We start from the raw sequence: 18837 nt of genomic DNA on the forward strand, positions 1-18837 counted from the left end.
GAGGGCAGCGGCATGAGCGGAACCCCGATCCTGCGCGTCGAGCGCCTGACCCGCGAAGCGTTCGCGCCGTTCGGCGACGTGATCGCGCTCGAAGGCGCGCGGCATTTCCCGATCAACGGCGGCACGACCGAGCGCTTTCACGATCTCGCGACGATCGACGTCTGCGCGGACGGCGGCCGGCCGCTCGTCAGCGTGTTTCGCGCGCAGCCGCGCGCGGTGCCGGTCGCGATCACGCTGATGGAGCGTCATCCTCACGGCAGCCAGGCGTTCATCCCGCTCGCGGCGGTGTCGCGCTACGCGATCGTCGTCGCGCCGGCCGGCGAATTCCGGCCCGACGCGATGCGCGCGTTCCTGGCCGAGGGCTGGCAGGGCGTCAATTATGCGAAGGGCGTCTGGCACCATCCGCTGCTCGCGCTCGACGCGGTCAGCGATTTCGTGATCGTCGATCGCGGCGGGCCGCAGCCGAATTGCGACGAGATCCCGCTGGAATGCGCGTGGGCGCTCGAGTTCGAGCCGGCCTGCGCGGGCGCCGAAGGGCTTTCGTAAGCCTTCCGGGCGCGCGGCACCATTCCCCGAAAAAGCGGACGGCCCGGGCGGCGAGATGCCGGCCGGGCCGTCTTGCGTGCGCGGGTGGCGCGCTTCAGTGCTTGCGGTGCGGGCAGTTCTCGGTCGTGCACGAACCGTACATCGCGAGCGAGTGCTCCTGGAGCCGGAAGCCGCGTTCCTTCGCGATCGCCTGCTGGCGGCTCTCGATCTCGGCGTCGAAGAATTCCTCGACGCGGCCGCAATCGAGGCACACGAGGTGGTCGTGGTGCGAACCTTCGTTCAGTTCGAACACCGCCTTGCCGGACTCGAAGTTGCTGCGCGACAGCAGGCCGGCCTGCTCGAACTGCGTGAGCACGCGATAGACGGTGGCGAGCCCGATGTCGAGCTGCTCGTTGAGCAGGTTGCGGTAGACGTCTTCGGCCGTCAGGTGGCGCACGGGGCTCTGCTGGAAGATCTCGAGAATCTTGAGGCGCGGTAGGGTGGCCTTTAGCCCGATATTCTTGAGATCCGTCGGATTGGTCATGGCTAGGCATCCCTAGAGTACAATGCAGGGCTTCAATGTTACCGGCTTTTCGCCGTTCCAGATATACGCGCGGCCTGCACGCGGGCCAGCACGGTGAAGGAAATGATCCCAGAATCGCTTTCGCACTTTCAGAGGAGTCGCATGCGGAGTGCCATCATCGCTGCCGCCGCCGTTGTCGCGCTGGCGGGTTGTTCGTCGTACGACAGCGTGACGCAGCGCATTGCGCAGAGCATCACGCCGTATCGGATCACCGTCGTGCAGGGCAACTTCGTGTCGCAGGAGAAAGCCGCACAGTTGCAGGCCGGCATGACGCGCGAGCAGGTCCGCGCGCTGCTCGGCACACCGCTGCTGGCGGACATGTTCCACGCGGATCGCTGGGATTATCTCTTCTACTTCAAGCGCGGCTCGACGTCGATCGTCCAGCAGCGCGACCTCGTGGTCAACTTCTCGGGCGATCGCGTCACGAGCTGGACCGGCGCCGACAACCTGCCGTCCGAGCTCGACCTGCTGGCCGACATCGACGGCGACCGCGGCGGCAAGAAGGCGAAGGCCGCTGCCGCGGCGAAGAAGGCTTCCGAAGCCGCGGCCGCCGCGAGCGCCGCGCAGGCTGCCGCTGCGGCGAGCCCGGCCACCGTGCCGGCATCCGGCGCGGCGGTCGACCAGGATGCGAACGCCCAGGCGGCGCGCGCGGCGAACCGCGCGACCAACCAGGTGTCGGGCCAGGGTTCGGGTTCGCGCCGGTTCACGCCGGCCGCGCAGGCCTCGGGCGGCGCGCCGGTGCCGGGCGGCCAGCCGCCGGGCGCCGCGCCGGCGATCCAGCCGCAGTTCCAGTTCCACCGTCCGCCGCCGCCGAACGTGTCGAACGAGGCGTCGCCGCCCGTCGGCCCGCAAGGCTCGGACAACCTGCAGAACCAGCCGCTCACCGCACCGGCGCAGTAAGCGGCCGGCGTGCGGAAACGGGGCGGCATGCGCCGCCCGCCTTTAGACCTGTCGTGTAGAAAGCCATGAAGATTGCGATTGCCGGCGCATCGGGCCGAATGGGCCGGATGCTGATCGAAGCCGTTCTCAACGATGCCGACGCGCAGCTCGTCGGCGCGCTCGACCGCGCCGGTTCGCCGTTCCTCGGCCAGGACGCCGGTGCGTTCCTCGGCAAGGACACCGGGATCAAGCTGACCGACGATCTCGACGCCGTGTTCGCGCAGGCCGAGTACCTGATCGATTTCACGCGTCCGGAAGGCACGATGGCCCATATCGCGGCCGCGCTGCGCCACGACGTGAAGCTCGTGATCGGCACGACCGGCTTCACCGCCGAGCAGAAGGCCGAGCTGCAAGCCGCGGCGGGCAAGATCGGCATCGTGTTCGCGGCGAACATGAGCGTCGGCGTGAACGTCACGCTGAAGTTGCTCGAATTCGCGGCGAAGCATTTCTCGCACGGCTACGACATCGAGATCATCGAAGCGCATCACCGCCACAAGGTCGACGCGCCGTCGGGCACCGCGCTGATGATGGGCGAAGCCGTCGCCGGCGCGCTCGGCCGCTCGCTCGACGACTGCGCGGTGTACGGCCGCCACGGCGTGACGGGCGAGCGCGATCCGTCGTCGATCGGCTTTGCCGCGGTGCGCGGCGGCGACATCGTCGGCGATCACACCGTGCTGTTCGCCGGGATCGGCGAGCGCATCGAGATCACGCACAAGTCGTCGAGCCGCGTGTCGTACGCGCAGGGCGCGTTGCGTGCGGTCCGCTTCCTGTCGGCGCGCGGCGCCGGCTTGTTCGACATGCAGGACGTGCTCGGCCTGCGCTGACACCGCGAGGAAACTCCGATGGCGATTCCCACCGGCGTTGTCCACTACCTCGAAAGCGGCGATGCGATCACGCACGCCGTCTCCTATGTGCTGCTGGCGATGTCCGTCGCCAGCTGGTGCTTCCTCTTCATGAAAGCCTGGCTGCTGATCCGCGCGAAGCGGCAGGGGCCGCGCGCGCTCGCCGCGTTCTGGCGCGCGCCGTCGCTCGACGCGGGCATCGCCGCGCTGGCCGGCGCCGATCGCGAGCGCGTGTTCGTGCCGCTCGCCGAAGCCGCGCGCGATGCGGCCGACGACCACGACCCGGCCGCGCTGGCCGCGCGTGTCGAGCGCAGCGAACGCGTGCTGCGCGCGTTGCGTCACGCGATGCTGCGCTCGCAGCGGCGTCTCGAATTCGGCCAGGTGCTGCTCGCGTCGATTGGCAGCACCGCGCCGTTCGTCGGGCTGCTCGGCACCGTGTGGGGCATCTATCACGCGCTCGGCAGCATCGCCGCGAGCGGGCAGGCGCAGATCGAGAACGTCGCGGGGCCGGTTGGCGAGGCGCTGATCATGACCGCGTTCGGGCTGGTCGTCGCGATTCCCGCAGTGCTCGCGTACAACATCCTCGGCCGGCTCGTCCGGCAGCTCGCCGAGGAACTCGACGGCTTCGCGCGCGATCTGCACGTCTTCGTGTGCGCGCAGGGCGCCTGACGCGCCGGTTCCGGAGGAACGACCATGGCATTCGGCGGGCTCGAGCACCACAAGACGTCCGCGCCGATGGCGGAAATCAACATGACGCCGCTGATCGACGTGATGCTCGTGCTGCTCGTCATCTTCATCATCACCGCGCCGCTGATGACGCACGCGATCCGGCTCGACCTGCCGAAGGTCGCGGCGAGTGTCGCGCGCGACACGCCGCAATCCGTCACCCTGTCGATCGACGACGCGGGCAAGCTCTACTGGGACGACGCGCCCGTGGCGCTCGACGCGCTGCCGGCGCGGTTCAAGGCCGCCGCCGCGGGCGCCGCGCCGCCCGAACTGCGGCTGCGTGCGTCGCGCGCGACGCGCTACGACGTGATCGCGCAGGTGATGGGCGCCGCGCAGGCCGCGGGCCTCACGCGGATCGGCTTCGTGACCGACGTGCCGCCGGCCGGGAGCGCGGCCGCGCCGGCCGCCGCCGGCGCGAAACCCTGATACGCCTGATACGCCGTCGCTGCGGGCCCCGGCGCGCGCTCCCCGGTTTGGAAAAATTCATTCCGGGGGCCGGCGCAAGCCCGTTATTGGCGTGAACGGGCCCTGGCCCGCGCGACCGGCCGTGCGGGCCCGCACGGGCGGTATAATCGACGTTTTTCCCGGCGCGGAACCGGTCAGCCCGTTCCCGCGCCGGGCACGCACGATTTTCGATCCAATCCTGCGCGCGAGCCGTCGCGCCGCTTAAAGCCTAGCCCGAACCACACCATGCACGAGAGATACGTACCCGCCGACGTCGAAGCCGCCGCCCAGGGCGACTGGCGCGCAGCCGATGCCTACAAGACGAAGGAAGATTCGCAGAAGCCGAAGTTCTACTGCGTATCGATGCTGCCGTACCCGTCCGGCAAGCTGCACATGGGTCACGTGCGCAACTACACGATCAACGACGTGATGTACCGCTATCTGCGGATGAACGGCTACAACACGCTGATGCCGATGGGCTGGGACGCGTTCGGGATGCCGGCCGAGAACGCCGCGATGGCGAACGGCGTGCCGCCCGCGAAGTGGACCTACGACAACATCGACTACATGAAGGGCCAGATGCAGTCGATGGGTCTCGCGATCGACTGGTCGCGCGAAATCGCGACGTGCAAGCCTGACTACTACAAGTGGAACCAGTGGCTGTTCCTGAAGATGCTCGAGAAGGGCATCGCGTACAAGAAGACGGGCACCGTGAACTGGGACCCGGTCGACCAGACCGTGCTCGCGAACGAGCAGGTGATCGACGGCCGCGGCTGGCGCTCGGGCGCGCTCGTCGAGAAGCGCGAGATCCCCATGTACTACCTGCGCATCACGCAGTACGCGGATGAGCTGCTGAACGATCTCGACGGCCTCGGCTGGCCCGAGCGCGTGAAGATCATGCAGCAGAACTGGATCGGCAAGAGCTTCGGCGTGAACTTCGGCTTCCCGTATGAACTCGACGGCGAGCAGAAGCTGCTGCGCGTGTTCACGACGCGCGCCGACACGATCATGGGCGTCACGTTCTGCGCCATCGCGGCCGAGCACCCGCTCGCCACGCGCCTCGCGCAGGACAAGCCGGAACTGCTCGCGTTCATCGAGGAATGCAAGCGCGGCGGCGTTGCCGAAGCCGACGTCGCGACGATGGAGAAGAAGGGCGTCGCGACCGGCTTCTCGGTCAAGCACCCGCTGACCGGCGAGCCGGTCGAGGTGTGGATCGGCAACTACGTGCTGATGAGCTATGGCGAAGGCGCGGTGATGGGCGTGCCGGGCCACGACGAGCGCGATTTCGCGTTCGCGAAGAAATACGACCTGCCGATCAAGCAGGTGATCGCGAGCGAGGGGCAGACGTACTCGCTCGACGCATGGCAAGAGTGGTACGGCGACAAGGAAACCGCGGTCTGCGTGAACAGCGGCAAGTACGACGGCCTGCGCTACGCGGAAGCGGTCGACGCGGTCGCGGCCGACCTGAAGGCCGGCGGCTTCGGCGACAAGCAGGTCACGTGGCGCCTGCGCGACTGGGGCGTGTCGCGCCAGCGCTACTGGGGCACGCCGATCCCGATCATCCACTGCCCGTCGTGCGGCGACGTGCCGGTGCCGGAGCAGGATCTGCCGGTCGTGCTGCCGGAAGACCTCGTGCCGGACGGCACGGGCAACCCGCTCGCGAAGTCCGAAGCGTTCCTGAACTGCACGTGCCCGACATGCGGCGCGGCGGCGAAGCGCGAAACCGACACGATGGACACCTTCGTCGATTCGTCGTGGTACTTCTCGCGCTACACGGCGCCGGACGCCGAGACCATGGTCGACGCGCGCACCGATTACTGGATGCCGATGGACCAATACATCGGCGGCATCGAGCACGCGATCCTGCACCTGCTGTATTCGCGTTTCTGGACCAAGGTGATGCGCGACCTCGGCCTCGTGAAGTTCGGCGAGCCGGCGAAGAACCTGCTCACGCAGGGGATGGTGCTGAACGAGACGTACTACCGCGAGGACGCGGCAGGCAAGAAGACCTGGTACAACCCGCTCGACGTGACGGTCACGCACGACGACAAGGGTCGCCCGGTCGGTGCGACGCTGAACGCGGACGGCCAGCCGGTCGTGCTCGGCGGCATCGAGAAGATGTCGAAGTCGAAGAACAACGGCGTCGATCCGCAACTGCTGATCGACCAGTACGGCGCCGATACCGCGCGCCTGTTCACGATGTTCGCGGCACCGCCCGAGCAGCAGCTCGAGTGGTCGGGCGCGGGCGTCGAAGGCGCGAGCCGCTTCCTGCGCCGCGTGTGGAGCTTCGGCTACGGCAACCGCGAAGCGCTCGCCGCGCGCGCCGGGTTCGACGCCGCGACGCTCGGCGACGCCGACAAGGCGCTGCGCCGCGAGATCTACAGCGTGCTGAAGCAGGCCGATTTCGACTACCAGCGCCTGCAGTACAACACGGTCGTGTCGGCCGCGATGAAGATGCTGAACGCGATCGACGGCGCGAAGGGCGCGACGCCCGCCGTGCTGCGCGAGACGTACGGCGTGCTGCTGCGCGTGCTGTACCCGGTCGTGCCGCACGTCACGTTCGAGCTGTGGAAGGCGCTCGGCTACGCGGACGAATTCGGCCCGCTGCTCGATGCGCCGTGGCCGAAGGTCGACGAGGCCGCGCTCGAGCAGGCCGAGATCGAACTCGTGCTGCAGGTGAACGGCAAGGTGCGCGGTGCGCTGAAGGTCGCGAAGGATGCGAGCCGCGACGCGATCGAAGCGGCGGCGGTCGCCGACGAGGCATTCGCGAAGTTCAGCGACGGCAAGCCGGCGAAGAAGATCGTCGTCGTGCCGGGCCGCCTCGTGAACATCGTCGTCTGACGGCCGCCGGCCGTCGGACGTACCCAGAAGGAGCGAAGGTGATCCGCAGATCGTTTTTGATGCTCGTCGGCAGCGCGGTCGCGCTGTCGGCATGCGGCTTCCAGTTGCGCGGCCAGCAGGACTACGCGTTCAAGCACCTGTTCGTGGCCGGTGCGCCGGCGCCCGTCGAGGCGCGGCTCACGCGCCTCGTCCAGGCCGGCAGCGACACGAAGATCGTCAAGTCGGCGGACGACGCCGACGCCGTGCTGCGCATGTGGGAGTCGCGTGGCCAGAACACGCTGACGCTCAACAAGTACGGCTCCGCGCAGGAATACGCGCTGTTCTACACGCTGAACTACACGCTGACGAGCAAGGACGGCACCGTGCTGATCCCGCCGAGCGCGATCGCGCTGAACCGCGCGATGACGTACAGCGACCAGTACACGAACGCGAAGGCGCAGGAAGCCGACATCCTGTACGGCGACATGCAGAACGACGCGGTCGACCAGCTGATGCGGCGCCTCGCGATCGTCCACTCGCTGACGCCGGCGCCGGAGGACGTGGTGCCGGGCGTGGCGCCGCGCGCGCCGCTGCCGCCGCCGCCGCTCTGATCGCGGGCGCACGCAGCGATGCAATTGCGACTTGATGCGCTGGAGCCGCACCTCGCGAAGGGGTTGGCCGGGCTTTATACCGTCTACGGCGACGAGCCGCTGCTCGCGCAGGAAGCGTGCGACCGCATTCGTGCGGCCGCACGCGCGGCCGGCTTCACCGAGCGGTCGGTGCATACGGTCGAGCGCGGCTTCGACTGGAGCGTGCTGCTCGGCGCGACCCAGGCGATGTCGCTGTTCGGCGAGCGCCAGCTGATCGAACTGCGCATTCCGTCGGGCAAGCCCGGCAAGGAAGGCGCCGACGCGCTGAAGACGCTCGCGGCCACGCCCAACCCCGACGCGCTGATGCTCGTCACGTTGCCGCGCCTCGACGCGGCCACGCAGAAATCCGCATGGTTTACCGCGCTGCAGAACGGCGGCGTCGCGCTGAAGATCGATCCGGTCGACCGTGCGCAACTGCCGAACTGGATCGGCCAGCGACTCGCGATGCAGGGCCAGCGCGCCGCGCCCGGCGAGGACGGGCGGCGCGCGCTGCAGTTCATCGCGGAGCGCGTCGAGGGCAACCTGCTCGCCGCGCACCAGGAAATCCAGAAGCTCGGGCTGCTGTATCCGCAGGGCGCGCTGTCGTTCGAGCAGGTGCACGACGCGGTGCTGAACGTCGCGCGCTACGACGTGTTCAAGCTGAACGAAGCGATGCTCGCCGGCGACGCCGCGCGGCTCGCGCGGATGATCGACGGGCTGAAAGGCGAGGGCGAGGCGATCGTGCTCGTGATGTGGGCCGTCGTCGAGGAGTTGCGCACGCTGCTGCGGATCAAGCGCGGCACGACGGCCGGCAAGCCGCTCGCGACGCTGCTGCGCGAGAACCGTGTGTGGGGGCCGCGCGAGCGGCTGATCGCGCCCGCGCTGAACCGCGTGTCGGAGGCGGTGCTCGAAAAGGCGCTCGCGTTCGCCGCGAAGCTCGATCGGCAGGTCAAGGGGCTGACGGCCGTCACGCCGGGCCGCCGCACGCAGGACGAACCGCCGCCCGATCCGTGGGACGGGCTGTTCCAGCTCGCGATGACGGTCGCGGGCGCCCGCGGCGAGCGACCGCCGACCGCGGGTCGCGTGCGACGCTAAGTCCCGTTCGTGCCTTCAGCGCGCGCTGCGCAACCCGCTTACAATGCTTCGATAGCTGGCGCGGCATATCGGCCGCTGCCCTGCACGGACGGTTGTCCCGCGAATCGTCACTCCCGGACGGCCGTCCCGGGTGGCCGTCCCCGGGTGGCCGTCCCCCGCTTCCCCACGAATTCATGCCGCTCCGCGCGGCTCGCTTCTCGAGTCACACGATGGATATCGATCAGTACATGACCGACCTGGGCCGTCGCGCCCGGCACGCTTCCCGCGCGATGGCGCGCGCCAGCACGGCCGCGAAGAACGCGGCCCTCGACGCCGTGGCCCGCGCGATCGAGCGCGACGCGCAGGCGCTGAAGGAGGCGAACGCACGCGACGTCGCCCGCGCCCGTGAAAAGGGGCTCGATGCGGCGTTCGTCGATCGCCTGACGCTGTCGGACAAGGCGCTGAAGACGATGGTCGAAGGGCTGCGCCAGGTTGCGTCGCTCGCCGATCCGATCGGTGAGATCGGCAACCTCAAGTTCCGCCCGAGTGGGATCCAGGTCGGCCAGATGCGCGTGCCGCTCGGCGTGATCGGCATCATCTACGAGTCGCGCCCGAACGTGACGATCGACGCGGCCGCGCTGTGCCTGAAGTCCGGCAACGCGACGATCCTGCGCGGCGGCTCCGAAGCGCTCGAATCGAATGCGGCGCTCGCGAAGCTGATCGGCGAAGGGCTCGAGGCGGCAGGCCTCCCGCAGGACGCGGTGCAGGTCGTCGCGACGGCCGATCGCGCGGCGGTTGGCAAGCTGATCACGATGACCGAATACGTCGACGTGATCGTGCCGCGCGGCGGCAAGAGCCTGATCGAACGGCTGATCAATGAGGCCCGCGTGCCGATGATCAAGCACCTCGACGGCATCTGCCACGTGTACGTCGACGATCGCGCCGATCTCGACAAGGCGCTGACCGTCTGCGACAACGCGAAGACGCACCGCTACGGCACCTGCAACACGATGGAGACGCTGCTCGTGTCGAGCGGCATCGCCGCGAAGCTGCTGCCGCCGCTCGGCAAGCTGTATCGCGACAAGCAGGTCGAACTGCGCGTCGATGCGACCGCGCGCGCGGTGCTCGCCGACGCGGGCGTCGGCCCGCTCGTCGACGCGACGGAAGCAGACTGGCACACCGAGTATCTGGCGCCGGTGCTCGCGATCAAGGTCGTCGACGGCCTCGACGCCGCGATCGAGCACATCAACCATTACGGCTCGCATCACACGGACGCGATCGTCACCGAGGATCACGACCGTGCGATGCGTTTTCTGCGCGAAGTCGATTCGGCGAGCGTGATGGTCAACGCGTCGACGCGCTTCGCGGACGGTTTCGAATTCGGCCTCGGCGCGGAAATCGGCATCTCGAACGACAAGCTGCACGCGCGCGGCCCGGTCGGCCTGGAAGGGCTCACGTCGCTGAAGTACGTGGTGCTCGGGCACGGCGAAGGCCGTCAGTAAGTCAACAGCGAGGCGCACAACCGATGGCAATGCTCTGGGTCAAGACGTTCCATGTCGTTCTGATCGCCGCGTGGTTCGCGGGGCTGTTCTACCTGCCGCGCATCTACGTGAACCTGGCCATGGAGACCGATCCGGCCGCGGTGCGGCGCCTGCTGCTGATGGCGCGCAAGCTGTTCCGTTTCATGACGATGATCGCGGTGCCGGCGCTCGCGTGCGGGCTGTGGTTGTGGCTCGTGATCGGCATCGGCCAGGGGCAGGGCTGGATCCACGCGAAGGTGACCGTGGTGCTGCTGCTGATCGTCTACCACGCGTATTGCGGGCACCTGCTGCGGGTGTTCGAGCGCGGCGAGAACACCCGCACCGACAAGTGGTATCGCGTGTTCAACGAGCTGCCGGTGCTCGGCATGCTCGCGGCGGTCGCGCTGGTGGTGATCAAGCCGTTCTGAGCGGCGCGGCCGGCGGCGGCGCGGCCGGCGGTACGTCACCGCCGAATCGTGCGCAACGGCGCCCCTCGGGGCGCCGTTGTTCGTTTACGCGCGGCGTCGCCGCGACCGCTACTCCTTCGTCGGGTCGTCGATCCGGCGCCGCGTGATCGCTTCCTTCGCGCGGCCGACGCGCTCCATCAGCGCGGGGCCGCGCGACAGCGCGACGCCGACCGCGAGGATGTCGCCGATCGCGAGATGCGACATCCGCGACGTCATCGGCGAGAACACGTCGGTTTCCTCGGCGACGTTCGACGCGAGGCTGACCGTCGCGAGCTTCGCGAGCGGCGAATGGCTTTGCGTGATCGCGACGACTTTCGCGCCGCACGCGAGCGCGGAGCGCGCGGCGTCGACGATGTCGCGCGTGCGGCCGGTGTTCGAGATCGCGACGACGACGTCGTGCGGCCCGAGCAGCGCCGACGACATCGAGAACGTGTGCGGATCCGAATACGCGACGCTCGGCACGCCGAGCCGGAAGAACTTGTGCTGGATGTCCTGCGCGGCGATGCCCGAGCCGCCGGCGCCATAGAACTCGATCCGCGACGCGTTCGACAGCAGCGCGATCGCGTCGGCGACGCTGCCCGCCGACAGGCTGTTGCGCACCTCGATCAGCGCGCCGATCGTGCGGTCGAACACCTTGCCGATGATGCCCGGCGCGGGTTCGTCGGGCTCGACGTCGCGGTACACCGACGACACGCCTGGCGCGACGCTCTGCGCGAGCCGGATCTTGAATTCGCGAAAGCCGCTGCAGCCGAGCGCCTGGCAGAAGCGCGCGATCGTCGGCTGGCTGACGCCGGCGCGGGTCGACAGCTCGGTCATCGCGAGGTCGAGCACTTCGCGCGGCGCGGCGAGGATGTAGTCGGCGAGCTTGCGCTCGGACGGGCGCAGCTCGGGGCGGATCGCTTCAATGCGGGGCAGCATGGGACGGCACGTGGAAATCGGGTTCGGATGCGGGAGTGTATCGCAATCGAATTGTAGAAAATCTACATAAAAATACTAGCGATATTGCAGAAGTTTCGGCTTGGGTCGAGTAAGGTGGATTAGGGTTTTCACTGATTAAAGCCTTGCTGGTGGCGGGAATAACGGTTGCGAGGGCGCGAAACCACATTGCGTGCTTGTAGTTTTTCTACTAGACTGCCTTCGTTCGATCGACGAAGCTCGACCGTCCCCACGATTCCAACCGCCGGTGTCGGCCGGCATACAGGAGCGCCCAGCATGACGTCGCTGCACCCCACTCTGGCGAAGGTCACCGAACGCGTGATCGCCCGCAGCCAATCGACCCGTTCCGCCTATCTGCAGCGCATCGACGGCGCGCAAGGCAAGTTCCCGGCACGCGGCGCGCTGTCGTGCGCGAATCTCGCGCACGGCTTCGCGGGCCTCGAGGGTAACGACAAGTTCGCGATCAAGGCGATCCGCGAGCCGAACATCGGCATCGTGTCCTCGTACAACGAGATGCTGTCCGCGCATGCGCCGTACAAGGACTTCCCCGACATCATCAAGGCCGCCGCGCGCGAGAACGGCGGGGTCGCGCAGTTCGCGGGCGGCGTGCCGGCGATGTGCGACGGCGTCACGCAGGGCAACCCGGGGATGGAGCTGTCGCTGTTTTCGCGCGAGGCGATCGCGATGGGCACGGCGATCGCGCTCACGCACAACATGTTCGACGCGGCGCTCTGCCTCGGCATCTGCGACAAGATCGTGCCGGGCCTCCTGATCGGCGCGCTGCAGTTCGGCCACCTGCCGACGATCTTCGTGCCGGCCGGCCCGATGACGAGCGGCCTGTCGAACGACGACAAGGCGAAGATCCGCCAGCAGTTCGCGACCGGCCAGGTCGGCCGCGACGCGCTGCTCGAAGCCGAATCGGCCGCCTATCACGGCCACGGCACCTGCACGTTCTACGGCACCGCGAACAGCAACCAGATGCTGATGGAGCTGATGGGGCTGCACCTGCCGGGCTCGGCCTTCGTTCACCCGCACACGCCGCTGCGCACCGCGCTGACGGCCGAGGCCGCGCGCCGCGTACTCGACCTGACCGTCGAGCGCGGCCACTACACGCCGATCGGCCATGTGATCGACGAAAAGGCGATCGTCAACGGGATCGTCGCGCTGCTCGCGACGGGCGGCTCGACCAATCACACGCTGCACCTCGTCGCGATCGCGCGCGCGGCCGGCATCCTGATCGACTGGAACGACTTCGACGAGCTGTCGGCGGTCGTGCCGCTGCTCGCGAAGATCTACCCGAACGGCAAGGCCGACGTGAACCATTTCCACGCGGCGGGCGGTGTCGCGTTCCTGGTACGCAACCTGCTCGAAGGCGGGTTGCTGCACGAGGACGTGACGACGGTCGCCGGCAAGGGGCTGGCGCACTACACGAAGGAGCCGAAGCTGATCGACGGCAAGCTGACGTGGGTCGATGGCGCGGCCGAGAGCCACGACACGAAGGTGCTGCGCGGCATTCGCGAGCCGTTCCAGCCGGACGGCGGCCTGCGCCTGATGCAGGGCCGGCTCGGTCGCGGCGTGATCAAGATTTCGGCGGTCGCGCCCGAGCACCGCAAGGTGACGGCGCCCGCGATCGTGTTCGACTCGCAGGAAGCCGTGCAGGAAGCGTTCGATCGCGGCGAGTTGAAGCGCGATTTCGTCGCGGTGGTGCGCTTCCAGGGCGCGCGCGCCAACGGCATGCCCGAGCTGCACCGTTTGACGCCGCTGCTCGGCGTGTTGCAGGATCAGGGCTTTCACGTCGCGCTGGTCACCGACGGCCGCATGTCGGGCGCGTCGGGCAAGGTGCCGGCCGTGATCCACGTGTCGCCGGAAGCGTTGCTGGCCGGCCCGATCGGCAAGGTGAAGACGGGCGACGTGCTCGTGATCGACGCGGAAGCCGGCGTGCTCGACATCGAGGTCGACGACGCCGAGTGGCACGCACGCCCGGTCGCGCAGCCGCGCCACCAGGCCGAGAACGAAGTCGGTTTCGGGCGCGAACTGTTCGGCGTGTTCCGCGCGGCCGCGGCGCCGGCCGAGCAGGGCGCATCGGTTTTCGGGACGCTGGTCGGCGAAACCGCCGTCAGCGTCGCCGCATGAATTTCAAGGAGCCAATTCAATGAAGACGATTGCTGAAATCGTGAAGCTGGGCCCGGTCATTCCGGTGCTCGCATTCGACTCGGTCGAGCAGGGCGAAAACGTGTCGCGTGCATTGCACGCGGGCGGCGTGAAGGTGCTCGAGATCACGCTGCGCACGCCGGCCGGGCTGGAAGCGATCCAGCGCGCGAGCCAGCTCGCGGACGACATCGTCGTCGGCGTCGGCACGATCACGAAGCCCGAGCACTGCGCGCAGGCGAAGCGCGCGGGCGCCACGTTCGGCGTGTCGCCGGGCCTGACGAAGGAGCTGCACCTCGCGTCGCTCGACGCGGGCCTGCCGCTGCTGCCGGGCGTGATGACGCCGAGCGACATCATCCAGGCGCTCGAATTCGGCTACGACATCGTGAAGTTCTTCCCCGCGCAGCAGGCGGGCGGCGTGCCGATGCTGCAGGCGTTCCACGGTCCGTTCCCGGCGCTGAAGTTCTGCCCGACGGGCGGCATCACGGTCGATACCGCGCCGAACTTCCTGAAACTGCCGAACGTCGTGTGCGTCGGCGGCTCATGGCTCACGCCGAAGGCCGCGCTCGCCGCGCAGGACTGGGCCGAAGTCACGCGCCTCGCGCAAGCGGCGAGCCAGCTGCCCCGTTAATACTTGTATGAAATGAAGAATCAGCCCTCGGAAAGCGAGCGTTAGTGCTTGTTTTACCGAGGGTTTTTGCTGATGGAACCGGTTCTATCCGCGGATCGCAAAGATAAGTAAAATTCAGCGTCCTGACGGGGTGGGTACCCCCCGTGTTTCGGAGACCTGCATAGCCGGGCATACTCGCAACGACTCGCCCGGTTCGAACAATTCTAGGAGGAGTGCCACATGGGGGCCGTCCAAGGCAGCATGCTGCTCGTATTCACGCTGATCGCGATTGCCGCGCTGATCCTGATGATCGCGCGCTACAAGATCTACCCGTTCCTGGTGCTGATCATCGTCTCGCTCGGCCTCGGTCTCGTCGTCGGCATGCCGATGGACAAGATCGTCAAGTCGTTCGAAACGGGCACCGGCGGCACGCTCGGCCACATTGCGATCGTCGTCGGCCTCGGCACGATGCTCGGCAAGATGATGGCCGAATCGGGCGGCGCCGAACGGATCGCGACCACGCTGATCGACTGGTTCGGTGAAAAGAACATCCACTGGGCGATGATGTTCGTCGCGATCATCGTCGGCCTGCCGGTGTTCTTCGAAGTCGGCTTCGTGCTGCTGATCCCGATCGCGTTCAACGTCGCGAAGCGCACCGGCAAGTCGCTGCTCGTCGTCGGCCTGCCGATGGTGGCCGGCCTGTCGGTCGTGCACGGGCTGATCCCGCCGCACCCGGCCGCGCTGCTGGCCGTCCAGCAATACGGCGCCGATATCGGCAAGACGATCGCCTTCGGTCTCGTCGTCGGCGTGCCGACCGCGATCATCGCGGGCCCGCTGTTCGCGCTGACGATCTCGAAGTTCGTGAAGCTGCCGGAAAACAACCCGCTCGCGTCGCAATTCGTCGATTCGAACGCGGATGGCCGCAAGCGCGAACTGCCGAGCTTCGGCATCACGCTGTTCACGATCCTGCTGCCCGTCGTGCTGATGCTCGTCGGCAGCTGGGCCGACCTGGTGTTCGCACCGAAGTCGCTGCCGAACAACCTGCTGCGCTTTGCCGGCAACTCGGACGTCGCGCTGCTGATCGCCGTGCTCGTGAGCTTCTTCACGTTCGGCAAGCTGCAGGGCTTCAACCGCGACCAGATCCAGAAGTTCTGCGGCGAGTGCCTGGCGCCGATCGCCGGGATCACGCTGATCGTCGGCGCGGGCGGCGGCTTCGGCGGTGTCCTGCGCGACAGCGGGATCTCGCAGCAGATCGTCGAGACCGCCAAGCATGCGCACCTGTCGCCGCTGCTGCTCGGCTGGTTCGTCGCGGCGCTGATGCGTCTCGCGACGGGTTCGGCGACGGTCGCGATGACGACGGCCTGCGGTATCGTCGCGCCGATCGCGGCGGCGTCGGGCGCGTCGGTCAGCCCGGAGCTGCTGGTGCTCGCGACGGGCTCGGGCTCGCTGATCTTCTCGCACGTGAACGACGGCGGGTTCTGGCTGATCAAGGAATACTTCGGGATGACGGTGGGTCAGACGTTCAAGACCTGGTCGCTGCTTGAAACCATCATCTCGGTGCTCGGTCTCAGTTTCACGTTGCTGCTGAGCATGGTTCTGTAACAAGGGGTAGTCAATGATTCTGATCGCAATGGGCGTGTCGGGCGCCGGCAAGTCGCTGATCGGCGAAATGCTGGCGGAACGCCTGTCGTGCAGCTATACCGATGGCGACGCGTTTCACAGCGCGGCGAACAAGGAAAAGATGCACCACGGTATTCCGCTGACCGATGAAGACCGCTGGCCGTGGCTGCGCACGATTCGCGCGGCCATCGAGGAAAAGCAGCGCGCGGGCGAGACGGCCGTGTTCACGTGCTCGTCGCTGAAGCGGTCGTACCGCGACGTGCTGCGCGGCGCCGACACCGACGTGCGGTTCGTGTATCTGAAGGGTTCGTTCGAAGTGTTGCAGGAGCGCCTGAAGAGCCGCACCGGCCATTTCTTCGATCCGTCGCTGCTGAAGAGCCAGCTGGACACGCTCGAGGAGCCGGGCCCGGACGAGGCGATCGAGGTCAGCATCGAGCTGACGCCCGAGCAGATCGTCGATCAGGTCATGCTGAAGATCGGTCTCGCGCAGCAGCACTGAGCGCGGTCCGCGGCCATCGTCATGGAAAAGGCGCCTTCGGGCGCCTTTTTCGTTTGCGATGCGCGGGCCGGTCAGGCCGTGCGCGCGCGTTGCGCGATCCCGTCGAGCAGCACGTCGAGCATCGTGTCGTGCACGACGGCCGGATCGAGCTGCGCATAGAGCGGGGCGGCCGACTTGACGAGCGGATGCCCGGCGTCGGACAGCGCGTGCATTTCCGCGAGTTCGACGTCGTTCGCGGCACGCGTGAGGCCGCCCGTTTCGGCGGCGGCGAGGCCGATCACGCTCGCGTACCAGCCGACGCATACCGCCGGCAGCGCCGCACGCGGGATGCCGGCGTCGGTCAGCGCGCGATGCACGGCCTCGATGTGCGCGAGATCGGCCGGCCCCGTACTCATGTGCCGCTGCAGCAGCGCGAACGCGGCCGGGTAGCGCAACGCGAGTGCGCGGTACTGACGCGCGAGGTCGCGCAGCCGTTCGCGCCACGGCAGGGAAGGATCGACCGGCACGAGCGAGCGCGACAGCGCATTCGCGATCGCGCGGCTCAGGCCTTCCTTCGACTTGAAGTGATACAGCACGCTCATCGGGTCGCAGCCGACCGACTGCGCGAGCTTGCGCACGCTGAACGCGGCTTCGCCGACGTCTTCGAGCAGCGCGAGCGCGGCCGCGACGATCGCGTCCTTGTCGAGGCCGCGCGGCCCCTGGGCAGGTTTGTCTTTCATCGAGACGGGCTGGCAGGCCGGCACGGCGCCAGTTGTAAACTTGACGAAAGCTTATTCTACACTGTAGAATTATTTCTGCGGTGTAGAAATTGGGTGTCCCGGCACCTTTCAATACGTGCTTTCGCACAGTCCGGGATCCAGGCGGCACGAGCGTGCCCGCCGTCAACACGGGCCATCGCGCCCCCTTTCTCGTTGACACCCATGTGGAACCGGCTGCCCCACCCGCGAAGCCAGCAGGCTCATCGACAGGCGGCCCAAGACCATGCAAGTGCAATCATGACGTCCAACAGCAAACCCCTGATCCAGGGAGAAGCGCGTTTCGAGCAAACGCAACTGAACATCGAAAAAGACAACTGGAACTGGTGCGATCCGGCCCGCTACGACGGCGAGCATCCGGCGAACTGGTACGAAGCGTCGCTGTCGCGCCATGAAAACAGCGCGCCGCTCGCGCATGACATCGTGTGCGACGTGCTCGTGATCGGCGCGGGCTTGCTCGGCGCGTCGGCCGCGCTGCATCTCGCGCAAGCGGGCGTCGACACGATCCTCGTCGACAAGCATCACGTCGGCTCGGCCGCGTCGGGCCGCAACGGCGGCCAGCTGACGCCCGGCCTCGCGCGCTGGGAAGCCGCCGACATGATCGACCACCTGGCGCACGACGACGCGAAGCGGCTGTGGCGCTTCGCGTCGGCCGAGTCGATGGACCTGATCGACGAGATCGGCGCGCGTTACGCGCTCGATCTCGACCGCAAGCGCGGCCACGTGACGGCGGCGGTTCACCCCGGCCACATGAGCGCGCTGCTCGACGGCGCGGATGCGCGCCGTCATCTCGGCGATGCGGGCGTGACGCTCGTCGGCCGCCATCAGCTGCACGACGAATACGTGCGCTCGGGGCTGTACCACGGCGCGGCGATCGACGCGATCGGCGGGCAGATCCATCCGCTCGCGCTGGTGCGCGGCCTCGTGCACGGCTTCCAGCTGAACGGCGGCGCGCTGTACGAGGGCACCGAAGTGCTCGAGCTCGACGAGACGCCCGCGGGCGTCGTCGCGACGACGCCGGGCGGCACGATCACCGCGCGCCGCGGCGTCGTGCTCGCGCTGCACAACACGACGTTCCGGCTGCTGGACGACGGCGCGGCGACCACCGTGCCGTTCTTCACGTACGTGAGCGTGACGGCGCCGCTCGACGTCGACGTCGCGACGCTGATGCCGGCCGGGATGCCGGTGTACGACACGCAGTTCCAGATCGACTACTACCGGCCGGTACGCGGCAACCGGCTGCTGTTCGGCGGGCAGGGCACCGGCACCTGCTGGGCGCAGCCCGACGTCAACGCGTATCTGCTGACGCGGCTGAACACGGTGTTTCCGCAGCACGACGGCCGCTTCGCGCTCGACTACTGCTGGAGCGGCGTCAGCGACTTCACGCTGAACGGCGCCACCGACAGCCGCAAGACCGACGGCCGCGTGCCGATGTACATGGTGCAGGGCTGGAGCGGGCACGGCGTCGCGCAGACGGTGCGGATCGGCAAGGCGATCTGCGACGATTTCGTCGGTCGCAACGACGATTTCTCGATGCTCACGGGCATCGACCATCGCGCGATTCCGCTTGGCCGGCAGTTGTCGCCGATCGCGATTCCGGCCGCGAAGGCGGCGATGAGCGTGATGAGCGCGCTCAACCCGGGGCGGATGATTTCGTTCTGATCGTCCGACAAGCAAAAAGCCCGATGCGATTGCTCGCA

At 67.9% G+C, this 18837-nt stretch carries 18 protein-coding genes; 15 read left to right on the top strand and 3 right to left on the bottom strand.

The features are described 5' to 3' along the window. The first annotated feature begins 12 nt into the window (after positions 1-12). A complete protein-coding gene (locus tag DTA15_RS18975) occupies positions 13-546 on the top strand; it encodes an ureidoglycolate lyase (protein WP_006484667.1) in 534 nt (177 codons plus the stop codon). 94 nt (positions 547-640) lie between these two features. On the opposite strand, the gene fur is transcribed toward DTA15_RS18975, so the two are convergent. Next, positions 641-1069 carry a ferric iron uptake transcriptional regulator gene (fur, locus tag DTA15_RS18980; protein ID WP_006400349.1) on the bottom strand — a complete coding sequence of 143 codons (429 nt, stop codon included), beginning with the start codon at positions 1067-1069 and terminating at the stop codon, positions 641-643. Between the two features lie 141 nt (positions 1070-1210). On the opposite strand from fur, the gene DTA15_RS18985 reads away from it, so the two are divergent. The 9 genes from DTA15_RS18985 to DTA15_RS19025 all read left to right on the top strand — a co-directional run bounded on the left by DTA15_RS18985 (position 1211) and on the right by DTA15_RS19025 (position 10530). Continuing rightward, positions 1211-2008, top strand: a complete 798-nt coding sequence (locus DTA15_RS18985; protein WP_006496725.1) for an outer membrane protein assembly factor BamE — start codon at positions 1211-1213, stop codon at positions 2006-2008. Positions 2009-2073: 65 nt separating this feature from the next. Continuing rightward, positions 2074-2871 carry a 4-hydroxy-tetrahydrodipicolinate reductase gene (dapB, locus tag DTA15_RS18990; protein ID WP_006485630.1) on the top strand — a complete coding sequence of 266 codons (798 nt, stop codon included), beginning with the start codon at positions 2074-2076 and terminating at the stop codon, positions 2869-2871. Between the two features lie 18 nt (positions 2872-2889). Further along, positions 2890-3558 (top strand): MotA/TolQ/ExbB proton channel family protein, encoded by a 669-nt coding sequence (locus tag DTA15_RS18995; protein ID WP_006491493.1) that lies wholly within the window; start codon positions 2890-2892, stop codon positions 3556-3558. A 24-nt stretch (positions 3559-3582) separates the two neighbouring features. Continuing rightward, complete coding sequence (locus tag DTA15_RS19000) at positions 3583-4041, top strand: ExbD/TolR family protein (RefSeq protein ID WP_006496723.1); 459 nt, start codon at positions 3583-3585, stop codon at positions 4039-4041. Between the two features lie 264 nt (positions 4042-4305). Then, positions 4306-6900: a leucine--tRNA ligase gene (leuS, locus tag DTA15_RS19005; protein ID WP_006483409.1), complete on the top strand. Its 2595-nt coding sequence runs from the start codon at positions 4306-4308 to the stop codon at positions 6898-6900. Positions 6901-6938: 38 nt separating this feature from the next. Beyond that, positions 6939-7490: an LPS-assembly lipoprotein LptE gene (locus tag DTA15_RS19010; RefSeq protein ID WP_006483412.1), complete on the top strand. Its 552-nt coding sequence runs from the start codon at positions 6939-6941 to the stop codon at positions 7488-7490. Between the two features lie 18 nt (positions 7491-7508). After that, positions 7509-8603, top strand: coding sequence for a DNA polymerase III subunit delta (gene holA, locus DTA15_RS19015; protein ID WP_006483419.1), 1095 nt, complete (start codon positions 7509-7511; stop codon positions 8601-8603). A gap of 209 nt (positions 8604-8812) precedes the next feature. After that, the gene (locus DTA15_RS19020) at positions 8813-10084 is read left to right on the top strand and encodes a glutamate-5-semialdehyde dehydrogenase (protein ID WP_006483406.1); all 1272 of its coding nucleotides are present in this window, start codon (positions 8813-8815) and stop codon (positions 10082-10084) included. A gap of 23 nt (positions 10085-10107) precedes the next feature. Beyond that, entirely contained in the window at positions 10108-10530 is a 423-nt protein-coding gene (locus DTA15_RS19025; protein WP_006483416.1) for a CopD family protein, read from the top strand. A 108-nt stretch (positions 10531-10638) separates the two neighbouring features. On the opposite strand, the gene DTA15_RS19030 is transcribed toward DTA15_RS19025, so the two are convergent. Beyond that, the gene (locus tag DTA15_RS19030) at positions 10639-11487 is read right to left on the bottom strand and encodes a MurR/RpiR family transcriptional regulator (protein WP_006483414.1); all 849 of its coding nucleotides are present in this window, start codon (positions 11485-11487) and stop codon (positions 10639-10641) included. 294 nt (positions 11488-11781) lie between these two features. Here DTA15_RS19030 and edd point away from each other — a divergent pair, with 294 nt between their 5' ends. The 4 genes from edd (at position 11782) to DTA15_RS19055 (ending at position 16382) form a co-directional block, all read left to right on the top strand. After that, the gene (edd, locus tag DTA15_RS19035) at positions 11782-13638 is read left to right on the top strand and encodes a phosphogluconate dehydratase (protein WP_006483415.1); all 1857 of its coding nucleotides are present in this window, start codon (positions 11782-11784) and stop codon (positions 13636-13638) included. A 19-nt stretch (positions 13639-13657) separates the two neighbouring features. After that, a complete protein-coding gene (gene eda / locus DTA15_RS19040) occupies positions 13658-14284 on the top strand; it encodes a bifunctional 4-hydroxy-2-oxoglutarate aldolase/2-dehydro-3-deoxy-phosphogluconate aldolase (protein WP_006483410.1) in 627 nt (208 codons plus the stop codon). Positions 14285-14503: 219 nt separating this feature from the next. Next, a complete protein-coding gene (locus tag DTA15_RS19050; RefSeq protein WP_006483417.1) occupies positions 14504-15865 on the top strand; it encodes a GntP family permease in 1362 nt (453 codons plus the stop codon). A gap of 13 nt (positions 15866-15878) precedes the next feature. Next, entirely contained in the window at positions 15879-16382 is a 504-nt protein-coding gene (locus DTA15_RS19055; RefSeq protein WP_006483421.1) for a gluconokinase, read from the top strand. A 71-nt stretch (positions 16383-16453) separates the two neighbouring features. On the opposite strand, the gene DTA15_RS19060 is transcribed toward DTA15_RS19055, so the two are convergent. After that, complete coding sequence (locus DTA15_RS19060) at positions 16454-17101, bottom strand: TetR/AcrR family transcriptional regulator (protein ID WP_006483411.1); 648 nt, start codon at positions 17099-17101, stop codon at positions 16454-16456. Positions 17102-17377: 276 nt separating this feature from the next. On the opposite strand from DTA15_RS19060, the gene DTA15_RS19065 reads away from it, so the two are divergent. After that, a complete protein-coding gene (locus tag DTA15_RS19065; RefSeq protein ID WP_006483418.1) occupies positions 17378-18799 on the top strand; it encodes an NAD(P)/FAD-dependent oxidoreductase in 1422 nt (473 codons plus the stop codon). The last annotated feature ends 38 nt before the right edge of the window (positions 18800-18837 follow it).

This window comes from Burkholderia cenocepacia, assembly GCF_900446215.1.
In the GTDB taxonomy this organism is placed as follows: Bacteria; Pseudomonadota; Gammaproteobacteria; order Burkholderiales; family Burkholderiaceae; genus Burkholderia; species Burkholderia cenocepacia.